This window comes from Stenotrophomonas sp. ZAC14D2_NAIMI4_6 (assembly GCF_003086875.1).
Taxonomy (GTDB): Bacteria; Pseudomonadota; Gammaproteobacteria; order Xanthomonadales; family Xanthomonadaceae; genus Stenotrophomonas.
Window position 1 is genome coordinate 4,187,068 of the sequence record NZ_CP025996.1, and the last position, 26,264, is coordinate 4,213,331.

Sequence of the window (26,264 nt, forward strand, 5' to 3'; positions counted from 1 at the left end):
GGGGCCCGACCAGGAACCGTCGAGACCCCGCCCATGCCCGTGGCAGCACGCCGGAGAGGACTCCAGCGCCCACACCCGCGACCGTCGCCCTGATGGCCGCGTCCATGCTCGATACCTACCGCGAGGTGGTCACGCCCGAAGGCGTGCTGCTGCAGTTGCCGGCCGCCGGGCCGATGCCGCGTGCGCTGGCCTGGCTGATCGACCTGGGCATCCGCGTGGGCACCGGCTTCGTGCTGGCCATTCCGCTGGCGCTGCTGGAAGAGTTCGGCCGCGGCATCTATCTGGCCATCATGTTCCTGCTGATGTGGGCCTACCCCATCGTCTGCGAAGCGCTGTGGGGCCGCACCCCCGGCAAGCGTGCGCTGGGCCTGCGCGTGGTGATGCGCGATGGCGCGCCGCTGGGCTGGGCCGGCGCGGTCACCCGCAACCTGCTGCGCACCGTGGACATGCTGCCCTTCGCCTACGCGCTGGGCCTGGTCAGCTGCCTGTTCGATCCGCATGGGCGGCGCTTGGGTGATCTGGTGGCCGGCACCGTGGTGGTGCACGCGCCGCCGTTCTACCTGCCGCCGCCGGTCACCATCGACAGCGTGCTGGCCCCGGCGCAGCCGCTGCGGCCGGAAGAACAGACCGCCGTGATGGCCTTCGCCGAACGCGCGCCGCGGCTGTCGCCGGCACGCCAGCAGGAACTGGCCGGGTTGGCCCAGCCGCTTACCGGCGCCAACGGCCAGGTGGGTGTGCTGCGCCTGTACGCCATGGCCAACTGGCTGCTGGGCCGGCGATGAAGCAGGAACAGTTCGTCGCCCGCCACCAGCAGGAATGGCATGCGCTGGAACAGTGGCTGCAGCAGCGCGCGGGTCTGCTGCGCCGGCGCCGCGCTGCCGTGGGCAGTGCAGACCCCGGCGATACCGCCTTTGCCCAGCGCTACCGGCGGCTGTGCCAGCAACTGGCCCTGGCCCGCGAGCGCGGCTACAGCCCGCAGCTGGTGCAGCGCCTGCAAGGCCTGATGCAACAGGGCCACGACGTGCTGTACCGCACGCCGCCCACGCGCTGGCGGCGTGCGCTGGAATTCCTGGTGGCCGATTTCCCGCTGCTGGTGCGCAGCCAGGCGCGCAGCATGTGGGCGGCGCTGGCCATGTTCGCGGTGCCGGCCATCGCCTGCTTCGTGCTGGTGCAGTGGCACCCGGACAGCGTGTACCTGCTGATGGACAACGCGCAGATTGCCAGCATGGAACGCATGTACGACCCCTCGGCCGACCGCCTGGGCCGCGACAGCGGTACCGACTGGATGATGTTCGGCTACTACATCCTGAACAACATCGGCATTGCCTTGCGCACCTTCGCCAGCGGCCTGCTGGCCGGGCTGGGTACGCTGCTGGTGCTGCTGTTCAACGGGGTCACCATCGGTGCGGTGGCCGGCCACCTGCAGCAGATCGGCCACGGCGATCCGTTCTGGCGCTTCGTGGTCGGGCATGCCGCCTTCGAACTGACTGCCATCGTGATTGCCGGCGGTGCGGGCCTGCAGTTGGGCATGCGCCTGCTCGCACCGGGCCGGCAGCGCCGCGTGGACGCGCTGGTGGAAGGCGGTCGCATCGGCGCACGCCTGTGCCTGGGCGTGGCCTTCATGCTGCTGCTGGCCGCCTTCGTGGAAGCCTTCTGGTCGTCCATTGCCGATATTCCGGCCTGGCTGAAGTTCAGCGTGGCCGGCGTGTTGTGGGCCGGCGTGCTGCTGTGGCTGTGGCGCGGTGGGCGTGGGGGCAGTCGTGCGGATTGAACATCTGAACGTCGCGCTGCGCGCCCGCAGCAGTTGGGAGGCGATGGAGCTGGGCATGGCCTTGGCCCGCCGCCACGCACGCAGCGTGTGGGGCAGCTGGCTGCTGGCCAGCGCACCGCTGTTCGTGCTGTTCAATGCGCTGGCCTGGTGGCTGGATGCGTTCGGCTGGGCCTGGCTGCTGATGTGGTGGTGCAAGCCGCTGTTCGAGCGCGCGCCGCTGTATGTGCTCTCGCGCGGCATCTTCGGCGAACAGGTGGCGCCACGTGCGGCGCTGCGTGCGCAGCGGCAGTGGGGCAACAGCGGCTTCTGGGGTTACCTGGGCTGGCGCCGCTTCAGTGGGCTGCGCAGCCTGTGCCTGCCGGTGAACCTGCTGGAAGGCAATGCACCGGAGCAGCGCGGGCCACGGCGGCGCGCGGTGGTGTCCGGCGCGGGCGGCGCGGCCCTGATCCTGTGCTGCCTGTGCCTGGGCTTCGAACTGGTGCTGGTGCTGGGCGCGATCGCCTCGGCGTTCCTGTTCATTCCGCTGGATCTGCTGCCCGACTCGTGGCGTGCGGCGTGGGACATGCTGCGCGTGGCGCCACCGCCGTGGGCGCTGTTGGTGTTCAACCTGCTGTGCTGGCTGGCGTCGGCGCTGATCGGCCCGCTGTACGTCGGCGCTGGCTTCGGGCTGTATCTGAACCGGCGCACGGAAATGGAAGCCTGGGACGTGGAAATGGCCTTGCGCCGGCTGCGTGAGCGGCTGCTGCCGGCCGCGTCGTCGCTGGTGCTGCTGCTGTGCCTGGCGTTGCCGCTGGCACCGGCGCACGCGCAGGACGGCGATGCCCGCCCGGCCACGGCCGCGACGGAGCAGAGCGACAAGCCCACCCGCAAGCGCCCCAGCGCCGCGCAGGATCCGGCCAACACCCCGGAGGTGATCTTCGGCGATGCGCCGGTGGACACCGCCGGCTTCCGCCAGGCGGTGAACCGTGCCTACGAAGATCCGCTGCAGCGGCCGCTGCGCGAGGTCAGCCAGTGGCAACCGATCGACCGCGACGACGCGGAAAAGAAGGAAAAGAAGGAACTGCAGCCGGACACCGACGCTGAGCGCGCGCGCAAGGCCCGCCAGGATGCACGCCGCTGGGTGGCACGCGTGGCCGAGTGGGGCCTGTGGGGTGGCCTGGGATTGCTGGTGCTGGTGCTGCTGCTGACCGCGCGGCTGTGGCTGCCGTGGCTGCGCGGCAGCGGTCGGCGCAAGGGTGGAACGGCACCGGCCATCCGCGAAGACAGCATCGTGCTGCCTGACATCCTGCCGCCGGACGTGGCCACCCAGGCCGCACGGCTGTGGGACGACGGCCGCCCGCGCCAGGCGCTGGCCCTGCTGTATCGCGCCAGCGTGGGCACCGTGGTGGACCGCAGCGGCGTGGTGCTGCCGCCTGGCGCCACCGAAGCGCAGTGCCTGCGCGCCTCGCGGCGCATGCCCGAAGCCAGTGACCGCGAGCTGTTCGCGCGCATCGTGCGCATGTGGCAGTTCGCCGCCTACGGCGGTCGCCTGCCCGCCCGCAGTGATTTCGACGCACTGTCGGCTGCGCTGCAGCAGCAGTTCCGGTGGCAGGCATGAAGCCGCGCCTGTTCTGGTCGCTGCTGCTCGGCGCGCTGATCGTGCTCGGCGTGCCGCTGACGATCCTGTTCCTGCGCACCCACGAAAAGGTCAGCCAGACCCTGGTGCTGCCGCCGCAGGGCGAGGCCAGCTTCAACCCGCTGTACGTGCTGGGCCAGGCGCTGCGTGCCGACGGCCTGCAGGTGCAGACACGGCAGCAGCTGCAGTTGCGCGACATGGCGCTGGCCCCGCGCGATACCCTGGTGCTGCTGCAGGACACCCGCGATCTGGCGCCGCATACCGCGCAGGCCCTGCTGGACTGGGTGGGCGAAGGTGGTCATCTGCTGCTGCGCACGCCACCACCGGCCACCGCCCGGCGCAAGGACACCACCAGCACCACGCAAGGTCCGCTGCTGGACCGCATCGGCGTGGACAGCCTGTTCCACGACAGCCGATGCCAGCGCTTCCACGTGGCCGATGATCCCGACCACGTGGAGTTCTGCAAAGGCCGCCGTTTCTCGCTGGGCTTCCGCGCCGCCGCCACTGCCGAACGGCGCTGGGGCAACGACGGCGACCTGGTGTTCGCGCGACTGCGCCACGGCAAAGGCCGCATCGATGTGCTGGCCGACATGGAATTCATGCGCGGCACCGGCGCAGGTACCAACACGGAACGTCGCGTGTTGAATGCCGGCGAACGCCTGCGCGATGGCCTGCATGACCTGTCCCATCGCGACCTGACCCGCTACCTGCTGGACCCGAACTATGGCCGTGGCACGGTCTGGCTGGTCTACGGCAAGCGCCCGCCCACGCTGTTCGCGCGTATCGTGCTGCAGGGCTGGCCGGTGTGGCTGCCGCTGCTGCTGGCGATCCTGGGCTGGCTGTGGGCGCGCTCGCAGCGCCTGGGCAGTGCGCAACCTTCGCCGGTGGTGGCACGCCGCTCGCTGCTGGAACACGTGCGCGCCAGCGGCGAACTGCTGCTGCGCTTCGGCCAGGGGCCACATCTGTACCGCGCGGTGCAGGCGCTGTTCCTGCACCGGCTGCGCCTGCGCGCGCCGGTGGCCGCCGCGCTGGACGGCAGCGCGCGCGACCATGCCATTGCCGAACTGCTGCGCTGGCCGGTTACACGCGTGGCCAGCGCGATGACCGTGCCTGCCGCCAACGATTCCTCCGCCCTGCGCGAGCGCATCCGCTTGCTGCTCCAGATGAGATCCCTGCTATGACCGATGCCCCTGAGCTTCCGTCCGCCGCTGCCGCCCGCCTGATTGAACGCGTCGATGCCATCCGCGAAGCGGTAGGCCGTGCCTTCATCGGCCAGAGCGATGTGTTGGACCAGATCCTGGTGGCCCTGCTGGCCGGCGGCCATGTGCTGATCGAAGGCGTGCCCGGGCTGGGCAAGACCCTGCTGGTGCGCGCCTTGGCACAGGCGCTGGAACTGGATTACGGGCGCGTGCAGTTCACCCCGGACCTGATGCCCAGCGATGTGAGCGGCCACGCGGTGTACGACCCGAAGAGCGAAAGCTTCCGGATCCGTCGCGGCCCGGTGTTCACCAACCTGCTGCTGGCCGACGAAATCAATCGTGCGCCGGCCAAGACCCAGTCGGCCCTGCTGGAGGTGATGCAGGAAGGCCAGGTGACCATCGAAGGCAAGGCGTTCACCCTGGCGCCGCCGTTCATGGCGCTGGCCACGCAGAACCCGCTGGAACAGGAAGGCACCTACCCGCTGCCGGAAGCGCAGCTGGACCGTTTCCTGCTGAAGGTGCTGATCGACTACCCGCAGCTGGACGATGAGAAGCGCATGGTGGCGGCGATCACCCACGGCCGTGCCGCCAGCGATTTCGACCTGAGCCAGGTGCCGCGCGTGCTCGGCGCCGGCGAACTGCTGGCGCTGCAGCAGGCCACGGCGGCGATCACCGTGGACGATGAAGTGATTGATTACGCCGTGCGCATCGTCGCCGCCAGCCGGTCCTGGCCGGGTATCGCGGTTGGCGCCGGCCCGCGCGGCAGCATTGCCCTGGTACGTGCCGCACGCGCGCAGGCGGTGCTGGCCGGGCGCGATTTCGTCACCCCCGACGATGTGCGCGACATCGCACGCCCTGCCCTGCGCCATCGCATTGCGCTGGCTCCGGAACTGCAGATTGAAGGCCAGGGCCCGGACGACGTGCTGGGCGCCCTGCTGGCCAAGGTGGAAGCACCGCGCCGATGAGGCCTGCGCCGCTGCTGCTGGCTGTGCTGCTGGCCTGGGCTGCGCTGGGCGGCACGGTGCTGGGCGGCCTGCTGCCGCGCTGGAGCTGGGCGGCGATGGGGCTGGCGGTGTTGCTGCTGGCCCTGCTGGATGCCTGGCGGGTGGCCCGGCAGCCGTCGCCGCAGGTGCAACGGCAGGTGCCCGAAGCGCTGGCCCTGGGCGTGCGCCGCCAGGTGGGCCTGCGCCTGCAGGCCGCGCGCGCGCAGTACGTGCAGGTGTTCGACCTGGCGCCTGGCGGCTGGCCGGTGGAAGACCTGCCGCAGCGGCTGCAGCTTCGCGCTGGGCATGCCAGCACCCTGCACTACCACGTGCAGCCGCCGCAGCGCGGGCGCTACCGCTTCGATGGCGTGCACCTGCGCCTGCGTTCGCCGTGGCGGCTGTGGTGGCAGCAGCGCACGCTGCCGCCGGCGCTGGAGGTGCGGGTCTACCCGAACTTCGTGCCGCTCACCCGCTTCGCCCTGTTCAGTGCCGACCAGGCATCGCGCCTGGTGGGCGCACACGTGAAACGCCGCCGTGGCGAAGGCACCGACTTCCACCAGATGCGCGAGTACCGCACCGGCGACAGCCTGCGCCAGCTGGACTGGAAGGCCACCGCACGCGCGCGCAAGCTGATCTCGCGCGAGTACCAGGACGAGAAGAACCAGCAGCTGCTGCTGATGCTGGACAGTGGCCGGCGCATGCTGGCCAGCGAGGGCGGGCTTTCGCACTTCGACCATGCCTTGAATGCATCGCTGGTGGTGGCCTACCTGGCCCTGCGCCAGGGCGATGCGGTGGGCCTGTTCGCCGCTGGCGGCGAGCGCCGCTGGGTGGCCCCGCAGCGTGGCATGGGCACGGTGCAGCACCTGCTGCGCGCCAGCTACGACCTGCAGCCGCAGCCGGTGGCCACCGACTACCTGGCCGCCGCCACCGAGGTATCGCTGCGCCAGCAGCGGCGCGCACTGGTGATGCTGGTCAGCAACGTGCGCGATGAAGATATCGAAGACCTGCTGGCCGCCGTGCGCCTGCTGCAGCGCCGCCACCTGGTGTGCGTGGCCAGCCTGCGCGAACGCGAGCTGGAAGCGGTGCTGGACGGCGAAGTGAACACGCTGGAAGAAGCCGCCCAGGCCGGCGCCACCGCGCTGTACCTGCAACAGCGCGCGCAGGCCCACGACGCCCTGCGTGCCGAAAAAGTGATGGTGCTGGACGTCACCGCCGACGCCCTGCCCGCCGCCCTGGTGGAACGCTACCTGTCGGTGAAGCGCGAAGGCCTGCTGTGACCGCCACACCGCTCTGGTAGGTGCCAACCTTGGTTGGCACACAACCCACAGCGCCGACCAAGCTTGGCATCACCCCTGCAGCAATCGCCGTTGCAACCGCTTCACCGCACGCTGCAGCAGCACGCGGTTACGGGCCAGCTTCATCCACTGCGGAAGGCGTGAAAACATCGAGGCATTGGCCACGCCCGCGCGCTCGCGCAGCGGCGCCACGGCAAATGCATGCAAGGCCTGCAGGTGGGCTTCGTTGTACGCCCACAGCACCCCGGCAGCCGTCTTTTCCACCAGCCGCAGCGGCAGCCCCAGATGCGGGTCGATAGCCTCGTGCGCACGCACCCGCGACAAGGTCACCGGCACTTCACTGCTGCGCCCACACTGGCCGCAATCCCCCATCAAGGTGCGCACCGGCGCCGCAGCACGGGCGCGATACAACGCGGCGCTCACCCACTTGTGCCCACAGTGGCCGCAGGCGCGATGCCCGCTGTAGCGAACCGGCCCAACCCAATCGCCCGCGCTGCAACGACCACAGGTGCAGGCACCGGCGTTGCCGCTGCCACCGTCCAGCGCCAGGCTGCAGCCCAGACAGCGGAAACGCGCTGCTGCAGACCGCCCCACCACCCAGCCCGGGGTATCGCAACGATGGCAGCGCACGGCCACGCGGTCTGCATACCGCCACAGGCCATGGCCATCGTCCAGGTGGCGACCGGGCAGCGGCGCCGGCCGCAGATCGCGGTTGCGCCGCACCGCCATCAGACGTAGATCCGCGTCGGCGCCTCGTCCACGATCGCGTGCGGCACGAAGCGCGCACTGTCGCGGGTAATCGCGCTGTCATCCTCGCGGATGCCGATGCCGCAGGCGTGGTCGCCGATCACCCAGCTGCCGATCAGCGGGTAACCGCCGTCGAAACGGGTAAGCGGATGCGCGCGCTGGATGATCGCCGGCCCTTCGTACGGACCGTCGCTGCGCTGGGTGCTGCCATCGGCCAGGTGCATTTCGATGTTGGCGCCTTCGCGCGAGAACAGCGGCTTGCGTACCCAGCCCGAGGCCAGCGCGCTGCCGTCGTCGAAATGCGCTTCCAGCAGGTTCGGGTGGCCCACGTTGCGCTGCCACAGCAGCGGCAGGATGCCCTTGTTGCTCAGCACCGCCTTCCACGCCGGTTCCAGCAGCTGGATGCCCGAACCGGGCAGCGCGCGACCGAATTCCTCGGCCATCAGGTCTTCCAGCGGGTACAGCTTGAACAGCGTGCCGATCACCGTGTCATCCAGCGCGGTGAAGCGACCGTCCTCGGACAGGCCGATATCCTCGATGGCGATGGCCTGGCCATGCAGGCCGGCCTGCGACGCGCAATCGCGCAGGTAATCGACCGTGCCGCGGTCTTCTTCGGAACTGCCCACCGCGCTGAAGAACAACGGCGGCGGCAACTGCCCGGCCAGTTCGCCGAAGCGCTCGACCAGTGCCTCGTGCATGCCATTGAATTGGTCGGCGTGCTGCGGCAGGCGGCCGGCATTGCGCTGGTCTTCCAGCCACTGCCACTGGAAGAAGCTGGCCTCGAACAGCGAGGTGGGTGTGTCGTAGTTCAGTTCGTACAGCTTGGCCGGGCCGGTGCCGTCGTAGGCCAGGTCCAGGCGCCCGTACAGGTGCGGCTGGCGCTGGCGCCAGCTCTCGGCAATCCAGTCGCGGTAGTGCGCCGGAATGGCCAACTGGTCCATCAGGCGCTCGCTGGCGATCACATCGCCCACGAGGTCCAGCGCCATCTGGTGCAGCTCGGCGCTGGGGTCTTCGATGTCCTGTTCGATCTGGCGCAGGGTGAAGGCGTAGTACGCGCGCTCGTCCCAGTACGGCTGGCCGTCGATGGTGTGGAAGCGGAAACCGGCTTCCTCCGCGCGCGCCCGCCAATGGGCGCGCTCGGCAATCTGGATACGCTGCATGGATCGATCAGCCGCCGAAGCTGCTGCCGCTGCGGCGCGCGCTGGTGCTGCCAAAGCCACTGCGGCTGGCGGTCACGGCGCGGTTCGGTTCGCTGGTCACCGGGGCCAGGCCGGCCTTGCCGGCGCCGATGCCGCTGGCGGTGTTCATGCCACCGGTGCCGCCCGGTGCCGGGCGCGCCCAGCCCGCGTTCTTGTCCTGGTAGGCCGGTGCCGACGCCGGCGCCTGCGGGGCCAGGCCGCCGCGGTTGCTCAGCATCTGCGACATGAAGAAGCCCATCATCATCGGGCCGATGAACGACGTACCGGCCGAGGTGTGCTGCTGCACGCACTGTTCCGGCTTGTAGTCCTGCTCGCAGGCTTCCTTGCTGGCGTACTTGGGCGCCGCATCGGCCGCCTTCTGCTGCGCTTCGGCAAAGGCGTTGCGGCACGACGACGGGTCACCGGTGGCCTCGGTGCAGGCCTCCACCGAGGTGTACAGGCCTTCCTGCACCTGCACCTGTTCATCCTTCTGGCAAGCGGTGAACAGCAGGGGTGCAGCGCTCATCAACAGCAGCGCGGTGGTGCGGGAACGCTTCATGGCGTCATGCCTCGGAATCGGATCAATGCCCCAATGATGCCAAATTCACACCAACAACCGGAATCGGCAAAGTGCGAAAGATGAACGGGTTTTCATTTTCGCCTTTCCGTCTGACCTCCATTCACGCATGGCGTGGATCTACTGGCCCCCGGCCAACTGTCGAAGGCGGGGTGGGTCCGGTGGCGGGGGTGTCCGCGGCATGGATGCCGCGGCCAAGCCTACAGGGACGTACTTGCGGCGTCCCCCGCCACCGGACCCACCCCGCCCTCCCACGGAATGCACGCTTTTGACGTTGACGTGGACGTTGCCTCTGCGGGTGCCGGGCGCAGCCCGGCCGGACCACCTTCGGTGGTTGCAGCAGCAACCGAAAAACTCCGCCATGATCGGGCAACCCCCACGTTGTACGGCCCGCCCGTTCCGCCAGCCATGCCTGAATACCGCTCCCGCACCTCCACCGCCGGTCGCAACATGGCCGGCGCCCGCGCCCTGTGGCGCGCCACCGGCATGAAGGACGGCGACTTCCACAAGCCGATCATCGCCATCGCCAACTCCTTCACCCAGTTCGTGCCCGGCCACGTGCACCTGAAGGACCTCGGACAGCTGGTCGCGCGCGAGATCGAAAAGGTCGGCGGCGTCGCCAAGGAATTCAACACCATCGCCGTGGACGACGGCATCGCCATGGGCCACGACGGCATGCTGTACTCGCTGCCCAGCCGCGAGATCATCGCCGACTCGGTCGAATACATGGTCAACGCGCACTGCGCCGACGCGCTGGTGTGCATTTCCAACTGCGACAAGATCACCCCCGGCATGCTGATGGCCGCGCTGCGCCTCAACATCCCGGTGGTGTTCGTGTCCGGCGGGCCGATGGAAGCCGGCAAGACCAGGCTGTCCGAGCACAAGCTGGACCTGGTCGATGCGATGGTCATTGCCGCCGACGAAAGCGCCAGCGATGAAAAGGTCGCCGAGTTCGAGCGCAGCGCCTGCCCCACCTGCGGTTCCTGTTCGGGCATGTTCACCGCCAATTCGATGAACTGCCTGACCGAAGCGCTGGGCCTGTCGCTGCCCGGCAACGGCTCCACCCTGGCCACCCACGCCGACCGCGAGCAGCTGTTCCTGCGCGCCGGCCGCCTGATCGTCGAACTGTGCCATCGCTGGTACGGCGGCGAGGAAGCAAGCGCGCTGCCGCGGGGCATCGCCACCCAGGCCGCATTCGCCAATGCAATGACCCTCGATATCGCCATGGGCGGTTCCACCAACACCATCCTGCACCTGCTGGCGGCCGCGCAGGAAGCCGAGGTGGACTTCGACCTGACCCACATCGATGCGCTGTCGCGGCGCGTGCCGCAGCTGTGCAAGGTGGCGCCGAACACGCCCAAGTACCACATGGAAGACGTACACCGCGCCGGCGGCGTGTACGGCATCCTGGGCGAACTGGCGCGCGGCGGCCTGCTCGACACCACGGTGCCGACCGTGCACAGCCGCACCCTGGCCGACGCCATCGAACGCTGGGACGTGGCGGTCAGCGGCGAATCAACCGTGCACGACTTCTTCCGCGCGGGCCCGGCCGGCATTCCCACCCAGGTGGCTTTCAGCCAGGCCACGCGCTGGCCCACGCTGGACGTGGACCGCGCCGAAGGCTGCATCCGCAGCGTCGAGCACGCCTACTCGGCCGAAGGCGGCCTGGCCGTGCTGCGCGGCAATCTGGCCATTGATGGCTGCGTGGTGAAGACCGCCGGCGTGGATGAGTCAATCCACGTGTTCGAAGGTACGGCGCGCGTGTTCGAGAGCCAGGACGCGGCCGTGGCCGGCATCCTGGCCGATGAAGTGAAGCCGGGCGACGTGGTGGTGATCCGCTACGAAGGCCCGAAGGGCGGCCCCGGCATGCAGGAAATGCTGTACCCGACCAGCTATCTGAAATCGAAGGGGCTGGGCAAGCAGTGCGCGCTGCTGACCGATGGCCGTTTCTCCGGCGGTACCTCGGGCCTGTCGATCGGCCACGTTTCACCGGAAGCGGCCAGCGGCGGCACGATTGGTCTGGTGGAAGACGGCGACCGCATCCGCATCGACATTCCGGCCCGCCGCATCGACCTGCTGCTGGACGAGGCCACCCTGGCCCAGCGCCGCAGCGAGGCCAACGCGCGTGGCTGGAAGCCGCGCGAAGCACGCCCGCGCAAGGTCACCAGCGCCTTGAAGGCCTATGCCCTGCTGGCCACCAGCGCCGACAAGGGCGCCGTGCGCAACACCGCCCTGCTGGGCGATTGAGAGGCCCCGGGGTCAGAGCCCTTCCTGCGGAAGGGATCTGACCGCGGATCGCGGCAGGGGGGTCGGATCCCTTTCGCAGAAAGGGCTCTGACCCCGGCTCAGGCCTTAGAACGCGAACGGCGCGCCATCCAGGCGAACCGCGCCCGCCGTAATGTGGATGGCGCCACCGGACTGCAGTTCGAACGCAAAGCGCGCGACGCCTTCGGCGCGATCTTCATGCGCCATCACCTCGTTGATCGACGCACTCGGACCCCACGGTTCGCTTCTATCCAGCATCACGTGCTCCACCGCTTCGAACTGCAAGCGGCGCTCTGCCTGGTCCGCATCGCGGAGGACGAGGTCGAACGTGGCGGCGATCCAGTCACAGTGGATCGCGATGATTGTCCAGTCGTGCATGTGACCTCACTCGCTTGTGGATGTAGGGGGTGCGTGTAGCGAGCTCATGCCTGCCAGCACATCTACTGCGGGAAATCGGAGGAACCGTGCATGTGCGTCGCCGCGCGATCCGCAGCACAGATCCCGGCCGCTCCACGACGCCGGCTCACCCTTCAACACTACTCCATCGCGGTGCAGAAACCGTGCGCGTAGCAGCGCATCGAATGCCTTCGTGCCCCGGCTCAGGCAGGCGCGCAACTGCCGTTCCTCCTCATCATCAATCGAGGTCACCCAGTAGGCGCGGTCCTGCCCGACATCCGGGAAATCGGCGTGGATGCAGAAAGCGTAGAACAGGTGGCCGTCGTCAGACAGCACGCCCTGGATCAAACCGTCGTAGTACTCGGCAATCAGCTCGACCTTCATGTGTCTGCTTCGTCCCTGTCCGATAGGGTCAGAGCCCTTCCTGCGGAAGGGATCTGACCCCGATTCCAGCCAACAGCGGTAAGGTAGGACAAAACATCCACACGGAGGTTGTGATGACCTTGCTTTCCATTGCTCTTGCCGCTGCGCTGGGCGCGGCACCGGAACCGCCGAAGGCGCCGGACTGCAGCTACGACCGCGATGCCATGCTGGCGATGGAGCCGGATGCGTTCGACCAGGACCTGGAAGGTGGCTGGCGCCCGCTGGCCGACCGCGGCTGCCAGCGCGAGGCCGCCGACCTGCTGGCGGCGTATGCGGCGCAGCCCAAGGCCGCAGGCAGAACCACCATTACCTGGCACGAAGGCCAGATGCGTGCGGAGCTGGGCCAGATCGAACAGGCGATTGCGCTGATGGAGCGCAGCCGCAAGCCTGCTGGCCAGGGTGACCCCGGCTACTGGAATGCCTACGTGGATGGGATGGTCGCGTTCCTGCGCCAGGACCGTCGCGGTCTGGAAGAAGCGCGTGCGCGGTTGGTCGCACTGCCGTCGCCGCCGGAAATGGCGCAGAACATCAAGGACGGTCGTTTCCACTTCACCACCGCCGGCGGGCAGAAGGTCGATGTCGCCTGGCCACCGAACCTCGATGTGCTTGACGGCTTGCTGCGCTGCTTCGGCAAGCCCTATCTGGAAGCGTATGGAACCGTGTGCCGGAAGCCGGAAGGCGGTTGAGGGTGGGCGTGCTTGCGGGGGTCAGAGCCCTTCCTGCGGAAGGGATCTGACCCCGGATCGCGGCAGGGGTCGGATCCCTTTCGCAGAAAGGGCTCTGACCCCAGATCGCCCGCCGACGTGCCTCAGCCGATCACGCGCTTGAACGGCGGCAATGCGTCGATGATGCGCTTGCCGTAGCGGCGGGTCAGCAGGCGCGAGTCGAGAATGATCACCCGGCCGGTGTCGGTGGAGGTGCGGATCAGGCGGCCGGCAAACTGGGTGAGCGTGCGCAGCGCGTGCGGGATGGCGATCAGGTTGAAGGCGTTCATGCCCCGCGCTTCCACCCATTCGCTCAGGGTGGCGGTCTGCGGGTCGGTGGGCACGGCGAACGGCACCTGGGTGATGACCACCGTGGTGCAGGCTTCGCCGGGCAGGTCCAGGCCTTCGCCGAACGAGTTCAGACCGAACAGCACCGAGCCTTCGCCGGCGGCCACGCGGCGCAGGTGTTCGTCAATCAGCCGGGTCTTGGACATTTCGCCCTGCACCAGCACCTGCTTGCGGCGCGCGGCCGACATCAGGCCGGCCACTTTTTCCATCTTCCAGCGCGAAGTGAACAGCACCATCGAGCCCTTGGCCCAGTCCAGTTCGGTATCCAGGTAACGCGCCACTTCGCGCGGGTGGCCGTCGCGGTCGTCGGGGGTGACCGGGAACTTCGGCACGATCAACTCGGCCTGGTTGGGCAGGTCGAACGGCGAGGCCAGCGAGACCATTTCCGCTTCCGGCGGAATGCCGTTGTCGATGGCCAGCGACTGGAAATCACCGCCGCCGGTCAAGGTGGCCGAGGTCATCACCACCGAATCCACTTCATCCCACAGCAACTTGCGCAGCACGTGCGCGGCCGACACCGGCGAGCCGTGCAGCACCAGGTCGCCATCGCGGGTGGCGGTGACCCAGCGCGCGGTGGGCGGCGCGCCATCCTTGTCCTCGCGGCGCCAGGCCTGCCACAGGTTGTACTGCTGCTCGATCATTTCCAGGGCCATGCCCAGGTTGCGCTGCAGGCGCTCGCGCGCAGCGTCGTCCGGCTTGCCCTTGGCCACCTGTGCGGTGGCGGCGTGGGCCCAGTTGTAGAGGCTGCGGGTGTCGTCGGCCAGCGCTTCGATGGGTTCGCGCCAGGCCTCGGGCAGGCGCCCGTTGGCCGCGCGCCACATCGGCTCTTCGTCGGCCGGCGCCGGCATCCACACCGCTTCCACGTGGTCACGGAAGGCGCGCAGCTGCTTGGCCACGTTACTGGCCACGTCAATGGCCTCGTTCGGCAGCAGGTTGCCCAGGCGGTCCTTGTCGACCGCGCGGTACGCACCGGCAATCAGGATCTGCAGGCGACCGACGCGCTTGGCCATGTCGTCCAGGGCCAGGCTGGCCGCGCCCTGGTCGATGGCCACGTTGCCGATGTGGTGGCCTTCGTCCAGCACCAGCAGCATGTCCGACGGCGCGGCGATCATCGGCTGGCCGTTGTCGCTGTCACCAATGGACAGAGCCGACAGCAGCAGCGCGTGGTTGGTCACCACGATCTGCGCATCGCGCACGGTGTTGCGTGAGCGCAGCACCGCGCACTGCGCCGAGTACGCACAGCGACGACCGGCACAGGCCGAGGCCGGGGTGGTGATGCGGCTGCGCAGGCCGGGGCTGATGGTTTCCGGCGCGTTGTCGATGTCGCCGTCCCAGCTGCCGCTGGTGAAGGCATCGGACAGGCGCTTGGCGATATCCATTTCGATGGGCGCCAGCGGCCGGTCGTACAGCGGCGCCTCGTCTTCGAACATGCCGCCCTGGGCGCCCTCGCCCTGCGCTTCGGCGGCGTTGCGCGTGCACAGGTAGCGGGTGCGGCCCTTGGCCAGCGCCACGGTCGCTTCCAGGCCGGTGGCCTTGAGGAAATTGGGAATGTCGCGCTCGACCAGCTGCGACTGCAGCGCCACGGTACCGGTGCTGATGACCAGCTTCTTCTTGCTGGCCAGCGCGATCGGCACGCCTGCGGTCAGGTAGCCCAGACTCTTGCCGACGCCGGTGGGCGCTTCGACCACGCCCACGCCGCCGCTGGTGGACAGCGCGCGCGACACCACGCCGATCATCTGGCTCTGCGAGCGGCGGGTGGAGAAGCCGGGGGTGTTGGCCTGCAGCGTCGTATAGGCCTTGCGGATCGCGTCCTTCAAGGCGTCATCGAGTTTGCGGGGGGCGGCGACAGTTTCGGTCACGCCGGAAGTTACCGTGGCTGGATCAGGCCGGTCATTGTCGCATGGCCGGCCGACGGGACCGGCGCGGCGGCGCTGAACGGAGTCAGCGGCGACGGCCGTTGGCGGCCATGGGCCGGGCGCAGCGCCGTAGCCAAGGCAGATGGCGCCACCCGCACACCGCCTGGTAGGTGCCAACCTTGGTTGGCACACCCCCACCGCGCCGACCAAGGTCGGCGGCTACCAACAGCAGGCGCCGCCCGGCGCTACCGGCACACCGCTCTGGTAGGTGCCAACCTTGGTTGGCACACCCCAACAGCGCCGACCAAGGTCGGCCACTACCAACAGCAGGCGTGGCCCCGCGTTACGGCGCCGACGCCGCCGGGCGGGCGCGCAGCAGCCGCACCAGCGCCCAGACCAGCAGCACGATGCCGAAGGCATCCAGCAGGGCCAGCACGAAGTGCACCCCGCCCAGCACCGCGCTCATCGCCGAAACGGCGCTGAAATCGCCGCTGCTGACCAGCCACAGCGGCACCACGCTGGCACCCAGGCTGCCCAGGTTGGCGGCCAGCAACAGCAGCAGGCCGGCCAGCGCGCCGCTGCGGGCCGCATCACGCGGCGCGCCCAGCACCCACACCAGGCCCACGCACAGTGCGATCAGCACCGGCAGGCGCACGCCCAGCAGGCTGAGCACGCTCATCAGCATGGCCGATGCATCCATGGTTCAGTCCTGCCCGGCGAAGGTGCCGGCACCGGCGCGCAGCTGCTGGTAGACCTCGTCGGTCTGCGGGCGCACGCCATGCCACTGCAGGAAGCTTTCGGCCGCCTGTTCGACCAGCATGCCCAGGCCATCGACGGTGTTGCGGCAGTTGGCCGAACGCGCCCAGGCCAGGAAGGCGATGGCGGCCTCGCCGTAGTTCAGGTCCACCGCGGTGGTCATCGAATTGACCAGCGACAGCGGCAGCTTGAACTCGACATCGCGGTCGCGACCGGCCGAGGTGGCGTTGAGGATCAGTTCGAAATCGCCCAGCTCGCGCAGGTCTTCCCAGTAGCGGCTGATGGCGCGGCCGGGTTCACCCATCGCGTCGATCAGTTCGTCGGCACGTTCCGGCGTGCGGTTCACCACCACCAGTTCGGTGATACCGGCATCCAGCAGTGCCGGTGCCACGCTGCGCGCCGAACCACCGGCGCCGATCAGCAGCACGCGGCGGCCGCGCAGGTCCAGGCTGTGGCGGTCGGTCAGGTCACGCACCAGGCCGATGCCATCGGTGGTGTCGCCGTGCCAGCGGTCGCCCTTGCGCAGCAGCGTGTTGACCGAGCCGGCGCGGCGCGCACGTGCGGTCAGGGTGGTGCACACGGAAAACGCGGCTTCCTTGTGCGGCGAGGTGACATTGGCACCCACGCCGCCTTCGGCAGCGAAGGCTTCCAGCCCGGCCAGGAAAGCGTCCGGGGCCAGGTCGATGGCGCGGTAGTCCACGCTGATGCCTTCCTGGCGACCAAACGTCGCGTGGATCTGCGGCGACTTCGAGTGGGCGACGGGGTGTCCGAAGACGGCGTAACGGTCGGTCATGGAATCCTCAAGCTGGCTAGACTGATGCTCTTTCGTGCACGGACCTGGATGATGCGCATCACCCCGACCCTGCTGGTGCTCGCCGCCAGTCTACTCTCTGCCCCCGTGGCGATGGCGTTGAACGAGTACGGCATTGAAGGCATGGGGGTGGTATCGACCCGGGCCGATGAAGGGCGCGCGACGATCAGTGCCGATGGCCAGCGCATCGTCTTCGCCCGCCGCGGCGAAGCGGGCTGGGGGCTGTGGCAGGCACGGGTGGTGGACGGGCGCTGGCAGCAGGCGCAAGCCCTGCCGGTGGAGGTGCCCGGCGAGGTGGTCGATCCGTACTTCAGCCGCGATGGGCGCTGGCTGCTGTTTGCCGCCGGCCGCGAGGACGCGCTGGCGCTGTACCGCGCGCCGCTGGCGGCCGATGGCAGCCTGGGCCCTGCGCAGGCGCTGGCCGGCATTGGCAAGAGCCGCCCCGAGCGTGGCCCGGCGCTGAGCGCCGATGGCCGCCGGCTGCTGTTCGCGCGCCACCAGGGCCGGGGGACGGGCTGGGATCTGTTCGTGGCACCGCTGGATGCGCAGGGCGTGCGTGGCGCGGCGGTGGCACTGGACGCGCTGAACAGCGCGGGCGACGAGACCGATGGTGACTGGCTGGGCCAGGACGGCGCGGTGGTGTTCAGCCGCGTGGGCGCCACCGCGGCGCAGGTGATGACCAGCGGCTGCGCGTGGACCGGGGCGGCGCTGCAGCCTTTGGGGCTGTCGTTCAACCAGAACGGCGGCTGGACCGCGGCACCGGTGATCGACAACGCCAAGCCCGGCGAAATGCTGGTGGCCAGCAGTGCCGCACGCGCGCCGCGCGCCGGTGGCGTGGATGTTTACCGGTTGGCAGTGCCGAAGATCGCGGCCGTGGCCGGGTGCGTACAGTAGATCCACGCCATGCGTGGATTAACGTCACGGTAGGTGCCAACCTTGGTTGGCACACCCGCGAAGGGGTCAGAGCCCTTTCCTGCGGAAAGGGATCCGACCCCGGGTCGCGAAGTTCAGCGCGCCAACACCTTGGCCCGCTGCTGTTCGTACTCGGCTTCGCTGATCTGGCCGCTGTCCTTGCGCTGGTTCAACGCGGCCAGCTCGGCTTCCACCGCATCCGGCAGGGCCTGGCTGCGGGCCACATGGCGCGCGGCGGACGGCTGTTCCGGCGCGCGCCGGGCGGCACGGCGGGCGGCCAGGAACACGAACACGATGATGGCGCCGAAGATCGTGGTGCCCACGATCCAGATCAACCACTGCATCCATCCCAGTTCCGGTGCCATCGCCTGTGTCTCCCTAGTTCGTGAACGCGTTCGTGGGCGCTATTGTCAGCGCTCGCACAGCCAGCGCGCTACCTGCGGGGCGAAATAGGTCAGCACGCCATCGGCGCCGGCGCGCTTGAAGCCCAGCAGCGATTCCAGCACGCAGGCGCGTTCGTCCAGCCAGCCGTTGGCGAAGGCGGCCTTCATCATCGCGTACTCGCCGCTGACCTGGTAAGCAAAGGTCGGCACGCCGAACTTCTCCTTCACCCGGCGCACCAGGTCCAGGTAGGGCATGCCCGGCTTGACCATCACCATGTCGGCGCCTTCTTCCAGATCCAGCGCGATCTCGCGCAGCGCCTCGTCACCGTTGGCCGGGTCCATCTGGTAGGTCTTCTTGTCGGCCTTGCCAAGGTTGCCGGCGCTGCCCACCGCATCACGGAACGGGCCGTAGAAGGCCGAGGCGTACTTGGCCGAGTAGGCCATGATGCGCACGTTGACGTGGTGGTCGGCATCCAGCGCACGGCGGATGGCGCCGATGCGGCCGTCCATCATGTCCGACGGCGAGATGATGTCGGCGCCGGCCTCGGCGTGCGACAGCGACTGCTTCACCAGCGCTTCCACGGTGATGTCGTTGAGCACGTAGCCCTTGTCGTCGATGATCCCGTCCTGGCCGTGGGTGGTGTACGGGTCCAGCGCCACGTCGGTCATCACCCCCAGCTCCGGGAAGCGGGTCTTCAGCGCACGGATCGCCCGCTGTGCCAGGCCGTCCTCGGCCCAGGCCGCCGAAGCGTCCAGCGTCTTCTGCGAGGCATCGATGACCGGGAACAGGTCGATGACCGGAATGCCCAGCTCCAGCGCTTCTTCGGCCACCTTCAGCAGTTCTTCGATCGACAGCCGCTCCACGCCCGGCATCGACGGCACGGCCACGCGACCGGCCGGCTCGTGCACGAACACCGGGTAGATCAGGTCGTCGGTGGTCAGCGTGTTCTCGCGCATCAGGCGGCGCGAGAATTCGTCATGGCGCATGCGACGCGGGCGGTAATGGGGGTGAGGCATGGCAGTCTCCGAGGAGTGGCTATTGCAACAGGTAGCCCTGCGGCAGCAGGGGTTCGGGCAGGGGGCGTTCGCCCAGCGCATCCAACTGGTCGATCTCGATGGTGCGCACCAGGGCATCCAGCGGCAGATCGTTCGGCTCCAGGCCGAACGGGTCTTCCATCTCTTCGCCCAACTGGTCCAAGCCGAAGAACGCATAGGCCAGCACCGCCGACAGCACCGGCGTAGCCCAGCCCAGCGAGCTGGCCAGGCCGAACGGCAGCAGCACGCAGAACATCCAGGCGCAGCGGTGCAGCAGCAGGGTGTAGGCGAACGGCAGCGGCGTGGTGAGAATGCGCTCGCAGCCGGCCTGGATGGACGACATGGCGTGCAGGCGCTCTTCCAGCTGCGTGTACAGGATCGAATCGAGGGTGCCGGCGCGCAGGGCCTGGGCCAGTTCGGCGGCGATCATCGCCAGCAGCGCATCGGGCACGTTCTCGCGCTGGGCCAGCTGCGCGCGCTGGTCATCGTCCAGCCACGGCACGGCCGCCAGGGCCACCTCACGGCGGCGCAGGCGCGCGGCCAGGGCGGCGGCGAAGGCAATGGTGAGGTAGCTGACGCGCTGCCGGCGCGGCGCATCGTCGGCCAGCAGCAGGTGCAGCTGGCGCGCCAGCGAGCGCGATTCGTAGACCAGTTGGCCCCACAGCTTGCGGCCTTCCCACCAGCGGTCGTAGCAGGCGCTGTTGCGGAAGCTGAGGAAGATCGACAGCACCAGGCCCAGCAGGGTGAACGGTGCGGCCGAAATGCGCTCGATGCCGGGCGGCTGGGCCAGTTCCACCACCGCGGCAACGGCGATGGCCAGCACCAGGATGGCCAGCACCTTGGGCGCCACCGCCGGAACGATGGAACCGCGCAGGATGTACAGCAATTGCCAGCCGTGCGGCCGGGGGCGAATGATCATCGGGGCTACCGCGGCGGACGCGGTCCTGCAGGCACGCGGGGGGCTCGCGCAGCCGCCCATTCTACGCCCCTGCCCGCGCCGCGACCGCGCACCTGCGACGCCCGGTCGCACCCGCCGGGGGTGTTCAGATCACCCCGCCGCCCAGGCCCAGGCGGAAGATGCCCACCACCACCACGATGCCGTTCAGCACCAGGCCGGCCCAGGCGCGGCCGCGCTTGCTGGGGTGGGTGAACAGGATGCCGATGGCGGCGATGATCGCGCCGACGGCCGCAAAGGGAATGAGGAACCAGTTGCCCCACCCCAGAAGGGGGATCAGCGCCAGGATCATCCACAGCAGCGCCACCACACCCCACAACAGACTGATAACGCCCATGCCACGCTCCGTGCTTGGTTGCCGCCACCATAGCCGTTCCCGGGGCGGCCGCCTACCGGTGTTGGCGACAGCATCACCGCCGCCGTGCCAGCATGCGGCCAGGGCCAGCATGCCGGTGTTGGCGCTTATTCAGAGTGCCGGTCCGATGATCCGAGGCAATCCACAGGGGTATACGCCATGAACATCCGTTGGGTCGCATTGGCGGCCATGCTGCTGGCCGCTGCCGGGTGCGCCAGCACCTCCAAAGTCATGCTGGGCCGGGCGCGGGCGCCGATCGACCCCGCTCTGGTGCAGATCTATTCCACCCCGCCGGCCGGTTCGCTGGAAATCGCCCAGCTGGAATCCTCTTCGGCGGTGGGCTTCGGGACTCAGGGCCAGACCGATGCGGCCGTGGCGCGGCTGAAGCGCGAAGCCGCCGCGCTGGGCGCCAACGGCGTGATCCTGATGGGCGTGGGCAGCAGCGGTTCGCCGGTGGGCATGTCGGTGGGCGCCGGCAGCTACGGCTCGCACGTGGGCGGCGGCGTGGGCATTGGCATTCCCACCACGCAGAAGCGCGCGGCCGGCGTGGCGATCTGGGTGCCCAACCCCGAACCGCCGGCACGCCTGCCGACGCAGACCATTACGCCGGAACCGCAGCGCTGATACCACGGTAGCGCCGGGCCATGCCCGGCGGCGTTGCTCCTGCGCTCGCCGGGCATGGCCCGGCGCTACCGGTCGGGTGGCTGGTAGATCCACGCCACGCGTGGATGGGCTTTGCCGATAACCGCTGGGGTCAGAGCCCTTTCCTGCGGAAAGGGATCCGACCCCGGGTCTGGCGTTACCGGTACTTCGGCACGAACTGCTGCTGCACGGCTTCGGCCAGCTGGTCCGGCGGCAGCAGGCCCTGGTCGAGCAGGAAGTTGTTGAACGCCAGGCGGTCAAACTTCGCGCCCAGCGCCAGTTCGGTCTGCATGCGCAGTTCCAGGATGCGGGTGTAACCGTAGAAGTAGCTGCCGGCCTGGCCGGGCATGCGCACCATGTAACGGTCCAGCTCCTGCGTGGCCATGGCCTTGGACAGACCCACCTGATCGATCAGTACGCGCTCGCCGGTGGCACGGTCGGTCAGGCCCAGGTTGAGCATCGGGTCGAGCATCGCGCGCGCCGCGCGCAGCAGGCGGAACTGCAGGGCGATCATCTGCCCGTCCAGCGGCTCGTACGGCACCATCTCGGCCTCGGCGTACAGCGCCCAGCCTTCCACGTTCACCGAATTGAACGCGAACATGGTGCGTGCCAGCGACACACCGCGCTCGACCATGGCGGTGAACTGCAGCTCGTGGCCGGGGCGGCCTTCATGCGCGCTCAGGGTCCATGCGGCCGAGCCGAAGTTGAAATCATCGTACTGCGCGCCTTCACCCGCGGCCGGGTTGCCCAGCGGCAGCACGAAGGTGCCCTGCTGCCCGGTGTTGTTCACCAGCGGCGCCGGCAGGAAGTGCGGGGCCGGGCTGGCCGCGCTTTCCGCCGCCGAGCCCAGTCGCATCTGCATGGCGCGCTTGGGCACATCGACAATGGCGTGCTCGCGGATGAGCGGATCGATGGCGTCGATCACCTTGCGGTAGTGGCCTTCCAACTGGTCATTGGCAATCTTGTTGGCCTTCAGTGCGCGGATGACCGCCACCGGGTCGCTCGGGTCGGCCACCTTCAGGCCCTTTTCCTTGGCCACCAGCGGCGCGAGCTGCTGCATCGCCGAGCGGGTTTCCATGAATTCCAACTGGGCGCGCTGCATCAGCAGCTTCGGGTCGATATCAATGCCCACCTGCTTGAGCTGGTAGGCATACAGCGGCGCCGGCAGGCGCGCGTCGGTGCGGGCCTTGGGCAGCACTTCCTTGCGGGTCCATTCGGCGTAGTCCTTCATCTGCCCGGCCAGCGCCTGCATGGCTTCATCGGCACCGGCAATCTGGTACTTCTTCAGCAGCGACTCGATGCCGGTGATGTAGGTCTGCACGTTGTCCAGCGACTGCTGCACTTCAATCGTGGTTGGCTGCAGCAGGCTGCTGTCCTTCAGCCGCTCTTCGTAGCGCTGGCGGGCCAGGGTGGTGAAGGCGGTGCTGCCCGGCTGCAGGCCGGCATAGGCCTTCAGGCGATCCAGCGCCTTGCCGCGGCGCTCGGCCGGCACCTGGTCGGACAGCAGCAGGTTCAGGCCACTGAACACCGTCTGCGGCGCATCGCGCCAGGGCAGCAGGTACTTGTCGTTCAGTTCGCTGCCTTCGATGTTCTGGTTGGCCGCGGCGATCATGATCTCCAGGTCCTGGCGGACGTTGGGGTCCTTTTCGCTGGCCAGCTTGGCCTTCAGTTCGTCGCGGGCCTTGGCCATGGCGGCGCGGTAGCGCTGGCCGTTGTCCGGGCCCAGGTCGGCCACTTTGTCGTCATAGCCGGGCACGCCGAAGAAGCCGGTTTCCTCGGGCTGGAACGGGCCCTGCGCGTCCAGCAGGATCTGCGCCAGCGCGTTGCTGCGCGCCACCCAGGCCGGGCTGGCCGGGGTTGCCGCCTTGGCGGCGGGTGCGGCCAGGGCCGACGGTGCGGACAGCAACGGGGCGGCACTCAGGGCCAGGGCAACGGCCAACGCGATGGGCTTCATGGGACACTCCAGCAAAGGGTTGCCCGCAACTTACGCGGTTGGGGCGATGGCGACAATCGGCTGGAGGTCACGGCCCGCTCTGGTAGACGCTCACCTTGGTGGGCGGCTCCAAGGGGCCAACCAAGGCTGGCCTCTACCAAGGCAAGGGCTATCGATCAGCTGCAGCGCTCGGCGGCCTTGGCAATGACGGCCGCGCTGGCATTCCTTTCCTTCAACCGTTGAAGCAACCCGTCGCACGCCACACGGTCACCAGGCTTTTCGGCGTAGATCAGAAGCTCGCCGGCCCGGTCCACGCCATCCAGATAGAGCACCCGGCAATCACCGGCACTGGTATGGATTTTCATGACGCGAATATCTGCGATCTGCTCGTCGGCGGTGGCCGAGCCCTCGCACATTCCCCCGTAGTAAGCCCTGCTCATGAGTGCGGAAATGGGCTTGGTCTGCAGCTCGCCCAGTCGATCACCACCGTTGCAGGCCGCCAGGGTTGACGCTGTACCAAACATCATGAAAAGTCTGCGTCTCATGAAGATCCCGGATACATGGCAGTGTGCGGGCCACTCACGCGTTCGGCCTGCGCGCGTAGCTGTAGTTGGGATCCCGCACGGCACGGACGATCGGGCTTCGTGCGTGCCTGATCGCTCCGGGAAACCAACACAGCACCATTGCCACCAGCCAGATTGCGCCCAGCCATGCCCATGCGTTGAGGACATACGCCACGACCAGCGCCAATGACGCCAGCAGGGTGATGACCTCGGCGTACAGCAGGTACAGCAGGTGCGTGCCCCGTGGAGGGTTCGAGCACACAACGATGCCACAGTCCCGGCAGGGGACCTGCGCCCGACTCTTCCAAGCCGTACGCATGGGGAAGCGTTGCCGGTGCGCGCCACAGAGTGGGCAGGTGAAGGTCACCAGGCGCATCAGGGTGGATCCTCTCCACGATTGGCATCGTCTGCCGGGCACTTCGCCGAGCCTAGCATGGGGCTGATACGGCAATGCCACATGCAACAACGCACGGCAGGGCCGCCGCTTGTTCGCAAGCATCCGGGACGATGCCAAGCATTGGTCGCGCCACGCGCGCAGCCACAATGCCGTCTGGCTTGATCGGACCAAGCTCGCGATGAGGGGCCACTAGCGTCTACTGGCGGGGCATCGAGATGTCGCATCTGCGCTGCCCTTGGCGCCTCAGGCACCGCTGCAATTGCCAACGCGCCTGAGCTGCCGATACCGGTGAACGCCTTGCATGCCAAGGCGCTTGGCACACGGCGAAACTTACAACGATTCTGAGAACGTTGCATGTAGTGACGACGTCGGCCCTACTCCCTTGGCATCGCGCATGACCGGTCGTTTTCCTCTCGATGCCACCGTGCATCGGCGACCGAGATTCGAAACCCCGTTTGTGTGGATGCTGTTTCCGCTTGCCAGTCGGCACCACTTTCGCGTGGTGTCGGCTGGCAATCCGTCGGCCGGCTATGGCGGGCGGTGCGTGGAGGCCTTGTGCCTGCCGGTTTCGCGAACACCGGGTTTCGAACCACGCATCGTCCGCCACCTTTATCGGTGGCGGCTACTGCCTTCACGCAAGGAGCCCGCCATGACCGCACCCTACTCCCCTGCGCCGCAGCTTGTTCGATAGCAACCTGGACGATGCCAAGCACTGGTCGCGCCACGCGCGCAGCCACACTTCCCTCCGGCTTGAACAGATCAGGGTCGCGATGCAGGGCCACTGATGTCTGCTGAGGGGCATCGGGATGTCGCATCTGCCCTTCCCTTGGCGCCCCAGGCACCTTTGCAATTGCAAACGCGCCTGAGCTGCCGATACCGGTGAAAGCCTTGCATACCAAGGCCTCGACCACACGGAGAAATTTGCAACGATTCTGAAAATGTTGAATGCAGTGACGGCATCGGCCCTACTGCCTTGGCATCGCGTATGACCGGGCGTATTCCTTCCGATGCCACCGTGCATCGGTGGCCGGGATTCGAAACCCCGTTTGTGTGGATGTTGTTTGCGCTTGCCAGTCGGCACCACCATCGCGTGGTGTCGGCTGGCAATCCGTCTGCCGGCTACGGCGGGCGGTGCGTGGAGGCCTAGCGCCTGCCCGTATATCCACACACGGGGTTTCGAACCACGCATCGTCCGCCACCTTTATCGGTGGCGGCTTCTGCCTGCACGCAAGGAGCCCGCCATGACCGCACCCTACTCCCCTGCCCCGCATTCCATCCAGGAACCGCCGGCAGGCGATCCCGCGCCAGACCCCAACACGCTCACCCACCTGCTGCGCAGTATCGGCGCCGGCGCCGCCGCCGACGGCCAGCCCTGGCCGGAACGCCATCCACTTCGCAGTCGGCAGATTGCCTTGGCTGATGCCGATTGCGCCCTGGCTGGCCAGCGCGTGGTGCAGGAGCTGCTGCTGGCCGCCGAGCGCGCGCGCCAGAATGGAGACCCTGACCAGAACGTCGGCGACCGCGTGATGGAAGGCTTGGCAATGGCCTGCCTCGCACTCAATGTCTTCATCCAGGAACGCGTGCGGCCGCTCGGCGCGGGGGCGTGAGTGAGGTCGTTCCTGGCATCTGGCCTGATGGTCATCGGTGCGCTGGCCGCTATTGCCTTGTTGCCATGGCCGCAAAGCGCAGCCGAAGAGACGTGGGTCTACCCGAAGACAGGATTCGCGGAATTCGAGAAGCTCTATGGCAGTGCGCACGGCTTTGTTTCCACGCGCCGAGCAACCGGCTTCACGATCTACCCGGCGGATGCCGTTGCGCCCTCTTTCCAGGTCCGCTGCAAGGGCTTTCCCGTGCTGAGGGTGGAGCGCACAAAAGCGACGGTCGTGCTTCGACTGCCGGCGGACGCCCTGCAGCGTGCGCCGGAATCTGAGGCGCTGTATCTGGATCTGCAACAGTTGATGGCGTTCAACCAGATTGAGGGTGTCAGCATTCCCGATGGGCGGGCCCGACCGTGGTGGCGGGCTGGGCCTGCGGTGCCGAAGGATGAGCGGTGTGCGTTGCCATCTGGCGGCCGGTTGATGGACTGGTACCGGGCCGTCCGTTCGGTGTTGTGGGCGTTGGTGGAGCGAGATCGGTAGTGGTGATGAGGTATCGGGGTTCAGTTG

Annotated in this window: 27 protein-coding genes; 12 read left to right on the plus strand and 15 right to left on the minus strand. The window is 68.3% G+C overall.

From position 1 onward, the window contains the following. The first annotated feature begins 92 nt into the window (after window positions 1-92). Genes C1933_RS18980 through C1933_RS19005 form a run of 6 tightly spaced genes read left to right on the plus strand, consistent with a single transcriptional unit; the run spans window position 93 to window position 6,845 of the window. Window positions 93-782 carry an RDD family protein gene (locus C1933_RS18980; RefSeq protein ID WP_108754508.1) on the plus strand — a complete coding sequence of 230 codons (690 nt, stop codon included), beginning with the start codon at window positions 93-95 and terminating at the stop codon, window positions 780-782. Continuing rightward, complete coding sequence (locus tag C1933_RS18985) at window positions 779-1,771, plus strand: stage II sporulation protein M (protein ID WP_108751243.1); 993 nt, start codon at window positions 779-781, stop codon at window positions 1,769-1,771. The genes C1933_RS18980 and C1933_RS18985 overlap by 4 nt, the downstream gene beginning before the upstream one ends. Further along, window positions 1,761-3,368, plus strand: a complete 1,608-nt coding sequence (locus tag C1933_RS18990; protein WP_108754896.1) for a DUF4129 domain-containing protein — start codon at window positions 1,761-1,763, stop codon at window positions 3,366-3,368. Before C1933_RS18985 ends, C1933_RS18990 begins: the two co-directional genes overlap by 11 nt. Continuing rightward, window positions 3,365-4,567: a DUF4350 domain-containing protein gene (locus tag C1933_RS18995; RefSeq protein ID WP_108754509.1), complete on the plus strand. Its 1,203-nt coding sequence runs from the start codon at window positions 3,365-3,367 to the stop codon at window positions 4,565-4,567. The genes C1933_RS18990 and C1933_RS18995 overlap by 4 nt, the downstream gene beginning before the upstream one ends. Next, window positions 4,564-5,550 carry a MoxR family ATPase gene (locus C1933_RS19000; RefSeq protein WP_108751245.1) on the plus strand — a complete coding sequence of 329 codons (987 nt, stop codon included), beginning with the start codon at window positions 4,564-4,566 and terminating at the stop codon, window positions 5,548-5,550. The genes C1933_RS18995 and C1933_RS19000 overlap by 4 nt, the downstream gene beginning before the upstream one ends. After that, window positions 5,547-6,845 carry a DUF58 domain-containing protein gene (locus tag C1933_RS19005; protein WP_108754510.1) on the plus strand — a complete coding sequence of 433 codons (1,299 nt, stop codon included), beginning with the start codon at window positions 5,547-5,549 and terminating at the stop codon, window positions 6,843-6,845. The genes C1933_RS19000 and C1933_RS19005 overlap by 4 nt, the downstream gene beginning before the upstream one ends. 69 nt (window positions 6,846-6,914) lie before the next feature. Here the strand turns inward: C1933_RS19005 and C1933_RS19010 are convergent, their stop codons facing one another. From C1933_RS19010 to C1933_RS19020, 3 genes are read right to left on the minus strand one after another with little or no spacing between them, the layout of a single operon-like run. Then, complete coding sequence (locus C1933_RS19010) at window positions 6,915-7,592, minus strand: hypothetical protein (RefSeq protein WP_108754511.1); 678 nt, start codon at window positions 7,590-7,592, stop codon at window positions 6,915-6,917. Then, window positions 7,592-8,770 carry a glutathionylspermidine synthase family protein gene (locus C1933_RS19015; RefSeq protein WP_108754512.1) on the minus strand — a complete coding sequence of 393 codons (1,179 nt, stop codon included), beginning with the start codon at window positions 8,768-8,770 and terminating at the stop codon, window positions 7,592-7,594. The genes C1933_RS19010 and C1933_RS19015 overlap by 1 nt, the downstream gene beginning before the upstream one ends. Window positions 8,771-8,777: 7 nt before the next feature. Next, window positions 8,778-9,347 carry a DUF1190 domain-containing protein gene (locus C1933_RS19020; RefSeq protein ID WP_108751249.1) on the minus strand — a complete coding sequence of 190 codons (570 nt, stop codon included), beginning with the start codon at window positions 9,345-9,347 and terminating at the stop codon, window positions 8,778-8,780. A 426-nt stretch (window positions 9,348-9,773) separates the two neighbouring features. Between C1933_RS19020 and ilvD the strand changes: the two genes are divergently transcribed. Next, entirely contained in the window at window positions 9,774-11,612 is a 1,839-nt protein-coding gene (gene ilvD / locus C1933_RS19030) for a dihydroxy-acid dehydratase (protein ID WP_108754514.1), read from the plus strand. A 105-nt stretch (window positions 11,613-11,717) separates the two neighbouring features. On the opposite strand, the gene C1933_RS19035 is transcribed toward ilvD, so the two are convergent. Both C1933_RS19035 and C1933_RS19040 read right to left on the minus strand, forming a co-directional pair. Further along, window positions 11,718-12,008: a hypothetical protein gene (locus C1933_RS19035; protein WP_108754515.1), complete on the minus strand. Its 291-nt coding sequence runs from the start codon at window positions 12,006-12,008 to the stop codon at window positions 11,718-11,720. A 6-nt stretch (window positions 12,009-12,014) separates the two neighbouring features. Beyond that, entirely contained in the window at window positions 12,015-12,410 is a 396-nt protein-coding gene (locus tag C1933_RS19040; RefSeq protein WP_108754516.1) for a hypothetical protein, read from the minus strand. 113 nt (window positions 12,411-12,523) lie between these two features. Between C1933_RS19040 and C1933_RS19045 the strand changes: the two genes are divergently transcribed. After that, window positions 12,524-13,135 (plus strand): hypothetical protein, encoded by a 612-nt coding sequence (locus tag C1933_RS19045; RefSeq protein ID WP_108754517.1) that lies wholly within the window; start codon window positions 12,524-12,526, stop codon window positions 13,133-13,135. Between the two features lie 122 nt (window positions 13,136-13,257). Here C1933_RS19045 and dinG read toward each other — a convergent pair whose 3' ends face one another. From dinG to aroE, 3 genes are all read right to left on the minus strand, one after another. Next, window positions 13,258-15,360, minus strand: a complete 2,103-nt coding sequence (dinG, locus tag C1933_RS19050; protein ID WP_108754518.1) for an ATP-dependent DNA helicase DinG — start codon at window positions 15,358-15,360, stop codon at window positions 13,258-13,260. Between the two features lie 340 nt (window positions 15,361-15,700). Then, window positions 15,701-16,057, minus strand: a complete 357-nt coding sequence (locus C1933_RS19055; protein ID WP_108751257.1) for a hypothetical protein — start codon at window positions 16,055-16,057, stop codon at window positions 15,701-15,703. A 3-nt stretch (window positions 16,058-16,060) separates the two neighbouring features. Further along, window positions 16,061-16,906, minus strand: coding sequence for a shikimate dehydrogenase (gene aroE, locus C1933_RS19060; protein ID WP_108751258.1), 846 nt, complete (start codon window positions 16,904-16,906; stop codon window positions 16,061-16,063). Between the two features lie 48 nt (window positions 16,907-16,954). On the opposite strand from aroE, the gene C1933_RS19065 reads away from it, so the two are divergent. After that, complete coding sequence (locus C1933_RS19065; RefSeq protein ID WP_108754519.1) at window positions 16,955-17,818, plus strand: PD40 domain-containing protein; 864 nt, start codon at window positions 16,955-16,957, stop codon at window positions 17,816-17,818. 113 nt (window positions 17,819-17,931) lie between these two features. Here the strand turns inward: C1933_RS19065 and C1933_RS19070 are convergent, their stop codons facing one another. The 4 genes from C1933_RS19070 to C1933_RS19085 form a co-directional block, all read right to left on the minus strand. Beyond that, entirely contained in the window at window positions 17,932-18,201 is a 270-nt protein-coding gene (locus C1933_RS19070; RefSeq protein ID WP_108751260.1) for an SHOCT domain-containing protein, read from the minus strand. Between the two features lie 45 nt (window positions 18,202-18,246). After that, window positions 18,247-19,236, minus strand: a complete 990-nt coding sequence (hemB, locus tag C1933_RS19075; protein ID WP_108754520.1) for a porphobilinogen synthase — start codon at window positions 19,234-19,236, stop codon at window positions 18,247-18,249. A 19-nt stretch (window positions 19,237-19,255) separates the two neighbouring features. Continuing rightward, on the minus strand, window positions 19,256-20,173 hold the full coding sequence (locus tag C1933_RS19080) for a bestrophin family ion channel (protein WP_108754521.1): 918 nt from the start codon (window positions 20,171-20,173) through the stop codon (window positions 19,256-19,258). Window positions 20,174-20,297: 124 nt separating this feature from the next. After that, window positions 20,298-20,546 (minus strand): hypothetical protein, encoded by a 249-nt coding sequence (locus tag C1933_RS19085; protein ID WP_108754522.1) that lies wholly within the window; start codon window positions 20,544-20,546, stop codon window positions 20,298-20,300. A gap of 177 nt (window positions 20,547-20,723) precedes the next feature. Here C1933_RS19085 and C1933_RS19090 point away from each other — a divergent pair, with 177 nt between their 5' ends. Beyond that, window positions 20,724-21,188 carry a hypothetical protein gene (locus C1933_RS19090; protein ID WP_108754523.1) on the plus strand — a complete coding sequence of 155 codons (465 nt, stop codon included), beginning with the start codon at window positions 20,724-20,726 and terminating at the stop codon, window positions 21,186-21,188. Between the two features lie 175 nt (window positions 21,189-21,363). Here C1933_RS19090 and C1933_RS19095 read toward each other — a convergent pair whose 3' ends face one another. From C1933_RS19095 to C1933_RS19105, 3 genes are all read right to left on the minus strand, one after another. Next, window positions 21,364-23,160 carry a DUF885 domain-containing protein gene (locus C1933_RS19095; RefSeq protein ID WP_108754524.1) on the minus strand — a complete coding sequence of 599 codons (1,797 nt, stop codon included), beginning with the start codon at window positions 23,158-23,160 and terminating at the stop codon, window positions 21,364-21,366. Window positions 23,161-23,315: 155 nt separating this feature from the next. After that, entirely contained in the window at window positions 23,316-23,666 is a 351-nt protein-coding gene (locus C1933_RS19100) for a hypothetical protein (protein ID WP_108754525.1), read from the minus strand. Between the two features lie 52 nt (window positions 23,667-23,718). Next, window positions 23,719-24,078: a hypothetical protein gene (locus tag C1933_RS19105; RefSeq protein ID WP_108754526.1), complete on the minus strand. Its 360-nt coding sequence runs from the start codon at window positions 24,076-24,078 to the stop codon at window positions 23,719-23,721. Between the two features lie 1,262 nt (window positions 24,079-25,340). Here C1933_RS19105 and C1933_RS19110 point away from each other — a divergent pair. Then, window positions 25,341-25,706 carry a hypothetical protein gene (locus C1933_RS19110; RefSeq protein WP_108754527.1) on the plus strand — a complete coding sequence of 122 codons (366 nt, stop codon included), beginning with the start codon at window positions 25,341-25,343 and terminating at the stop codon, window positions 25,704-25,706. A 27-nt stretch (window positions 25,707-25,733) separates the two neighbouring features. Further along, the gene (locus C1933_RS19115) at window positions 25,734-26,237 is read left to right on the plus strand and encodes a hypothetical protein (protein WP_159094022.1); all 504 of its coding nucleotides are present in this window, start codon (window positions 25,734-25,736) and stop codon (window positions 26,235-26,237) included. The last annotated feature ends 27 nt before the right edge of the window (window positions 26,238-26,264 follow it).

Bases quoted from the DNA above. Each gene is read 5' to 3' on its own strand.
- aroE (WP_108751258.1), bottom strand. From the start codon at position 16,906: ATGACCGACCGTTACGCCGTCTTCGGACACCCCGTCGCCCACTCGAAG.
- C1933_RS19040 (WP_108754516.1), bottom strand. From the start codon at position 12,410: ATGAAGGTCGAGCTGATTGCCGAGTACTACGACGGTTTGATCCAGGGC.
- C1933_RS19080 (WP_108754521.1), bottom strand. From the start codon at position 20,173: ATGATCATTCGCCCCCGGCCGCACGGCTGGCAATTGCTGTACATCCTG.
- C1933_RS18985 (WP_108751243.1), top strand. From the start codon at position 779: ATGAAGCAGGAACAGTTCGTCGCCCGCCACCAGCAGGAATGGCATGCG.
- C1933_RS19110 (WP_108754527.1), top strand. From the start codon at position 25,341: ATGACCGCACCCTACTCCCCTGCCCCGCATTCCATCCAGGAACCGCCG.
- C1933_RS19035 (WP_108754515.1), bottom strand. From the start codon at position 12,008: ATGCACGACTGGACAATCATCGCGATCCACTGTGACTGGATCGCCGCC.
- C1933_RS19045 (WP_108754517.1), top strand. From the start codon at position 12,524: ATGACCTTGCTTTCCATTGCTCTTGCCGCTGCGCTGGGCGCGGCACCG.
- C1933_RS19115 (WP_159094022.1), top strand. From the start codon at position 25,734: ATGGTCATCGGTGCGCTGGCCGCTATTGCCTTGTTGCCATGGCCGCAA.
- hemB (WP_108754520.1), bottom strand. From the start codon at position 19,236: ATGCCTCACCCCCATTACCGCCCGCGTCGCATGCGCCATGACGAATTC.
- C1933_RS19055 (WP_108751257.1), bottom strand. From the start codon at position 16,057: ATGGATGCATCGGCCATGCTGATGAGCGTGCTCAGCCTGCTGGGCGTG.
- C1933_RS19070 (WP_108751260.1), bottom strand. From the start codon at position 18,201: ATGGCACCGGAACTGGGATGGATGCAGTGGTTGATCTGGATCGTGGGC.
- C1933_RS19005 (WP_108754510.1), top strand. From the start codon at position 5,547: ATGAGGCCTGCGCCGCTGCTGCTGGCTGTGCTGCTGGCCTGGGCTGCG.
- C1933_RS19000 (WP_108751245.1), top strand. From the start codon at position 4,564: ATGACCGATGCCCCTGAGCTTCCGTCCGCCGCTGCCGCCCGCCTGATT.
- C1933_RS19100 (WP_108754525.1), bottom strand. From the start codon at position 23,666: ATGATGTTTGGTACAGCGTCAACCCTGGCGGCCTGCAACGGTGGTGAT.
- C1933_RS19105 (WP_108754526.1), bottom strand. From the start codon at position 24,078: ATGCGCCTGGTGACCTTCACCTGCCCACTCTGTGGCGCGCACCGGCAA.
- C1933_RS18995 (WP_108754509.1), top strand. From the start codon at position 3,365: ATGAAGCCGCGCCTGTTCTGGTCGCTGCTGCTCGGCGCGCTGATCGTG.
- C1933_RS19085 (WP_108754522.1), bottom strand. From the start codon at position 20,546: ATGGGCGTTATCAGTCTGTTGTGGGGTGTGGTGGCGCTGCTGTGGATG.
- C1933_RS19010 (WP_108754511.1), bottom strand. From the start codon at position 7,592: ATGGCGGTGCGGCGCAACCGCGATCTGCGGCCGGCGCCGCTGCCCGGT.
- C1933_RS19090 (WP_108754523.1), top strand. From the start codon at position 20,724: ATGAACATCCGTTGGGTCGCATTGGCGGCCATGCTGCTGGCCGCTGCC.
- C1933_RS19020 (WP_108751249.1), bottom strand. From the start codon at position 9,347: ATGAAGCGTTCCCGCACCACCGCGCTGCTGTTGATGAGCGCTGCACCC.
- C1933_RS18980 (WP_108754508.1), top strand. From the start codon at position 93: ATGGCCGCGTCCATGCTCGATACCTACCGCGAGGTGGTCACGCCCGAA.
- C1933_RS19065 (WP_108754519.1), top strand. From the start codon at position 16,955: ATGATGCGCATCACCCCGACCCTGCTGGTGCTCGCCGCCAGTCTACTC.
- C1933_RS19095 (WP_108754524.1), bottom strand. From the start codon at position 23,160: ATGAAGCCCATCGCGTTGGCCGTTGCCCTGGCCCTGAGTGCCGCCCCG.
- ilvD (WP_108754514.1), top strand. From the start codon at position 9,774: ATGCCTGAATACCGCTCCCGCACCTCCACCGCCGGTCGCAACATGGCC.
- C1933_RS19015 (WP_108754512.1), bottom strand. From the start codon at position 8,770: ATGCAGCGTATCCAGATTGCCGAGCGCGCCCATTGGCGGGCGCGCGCG.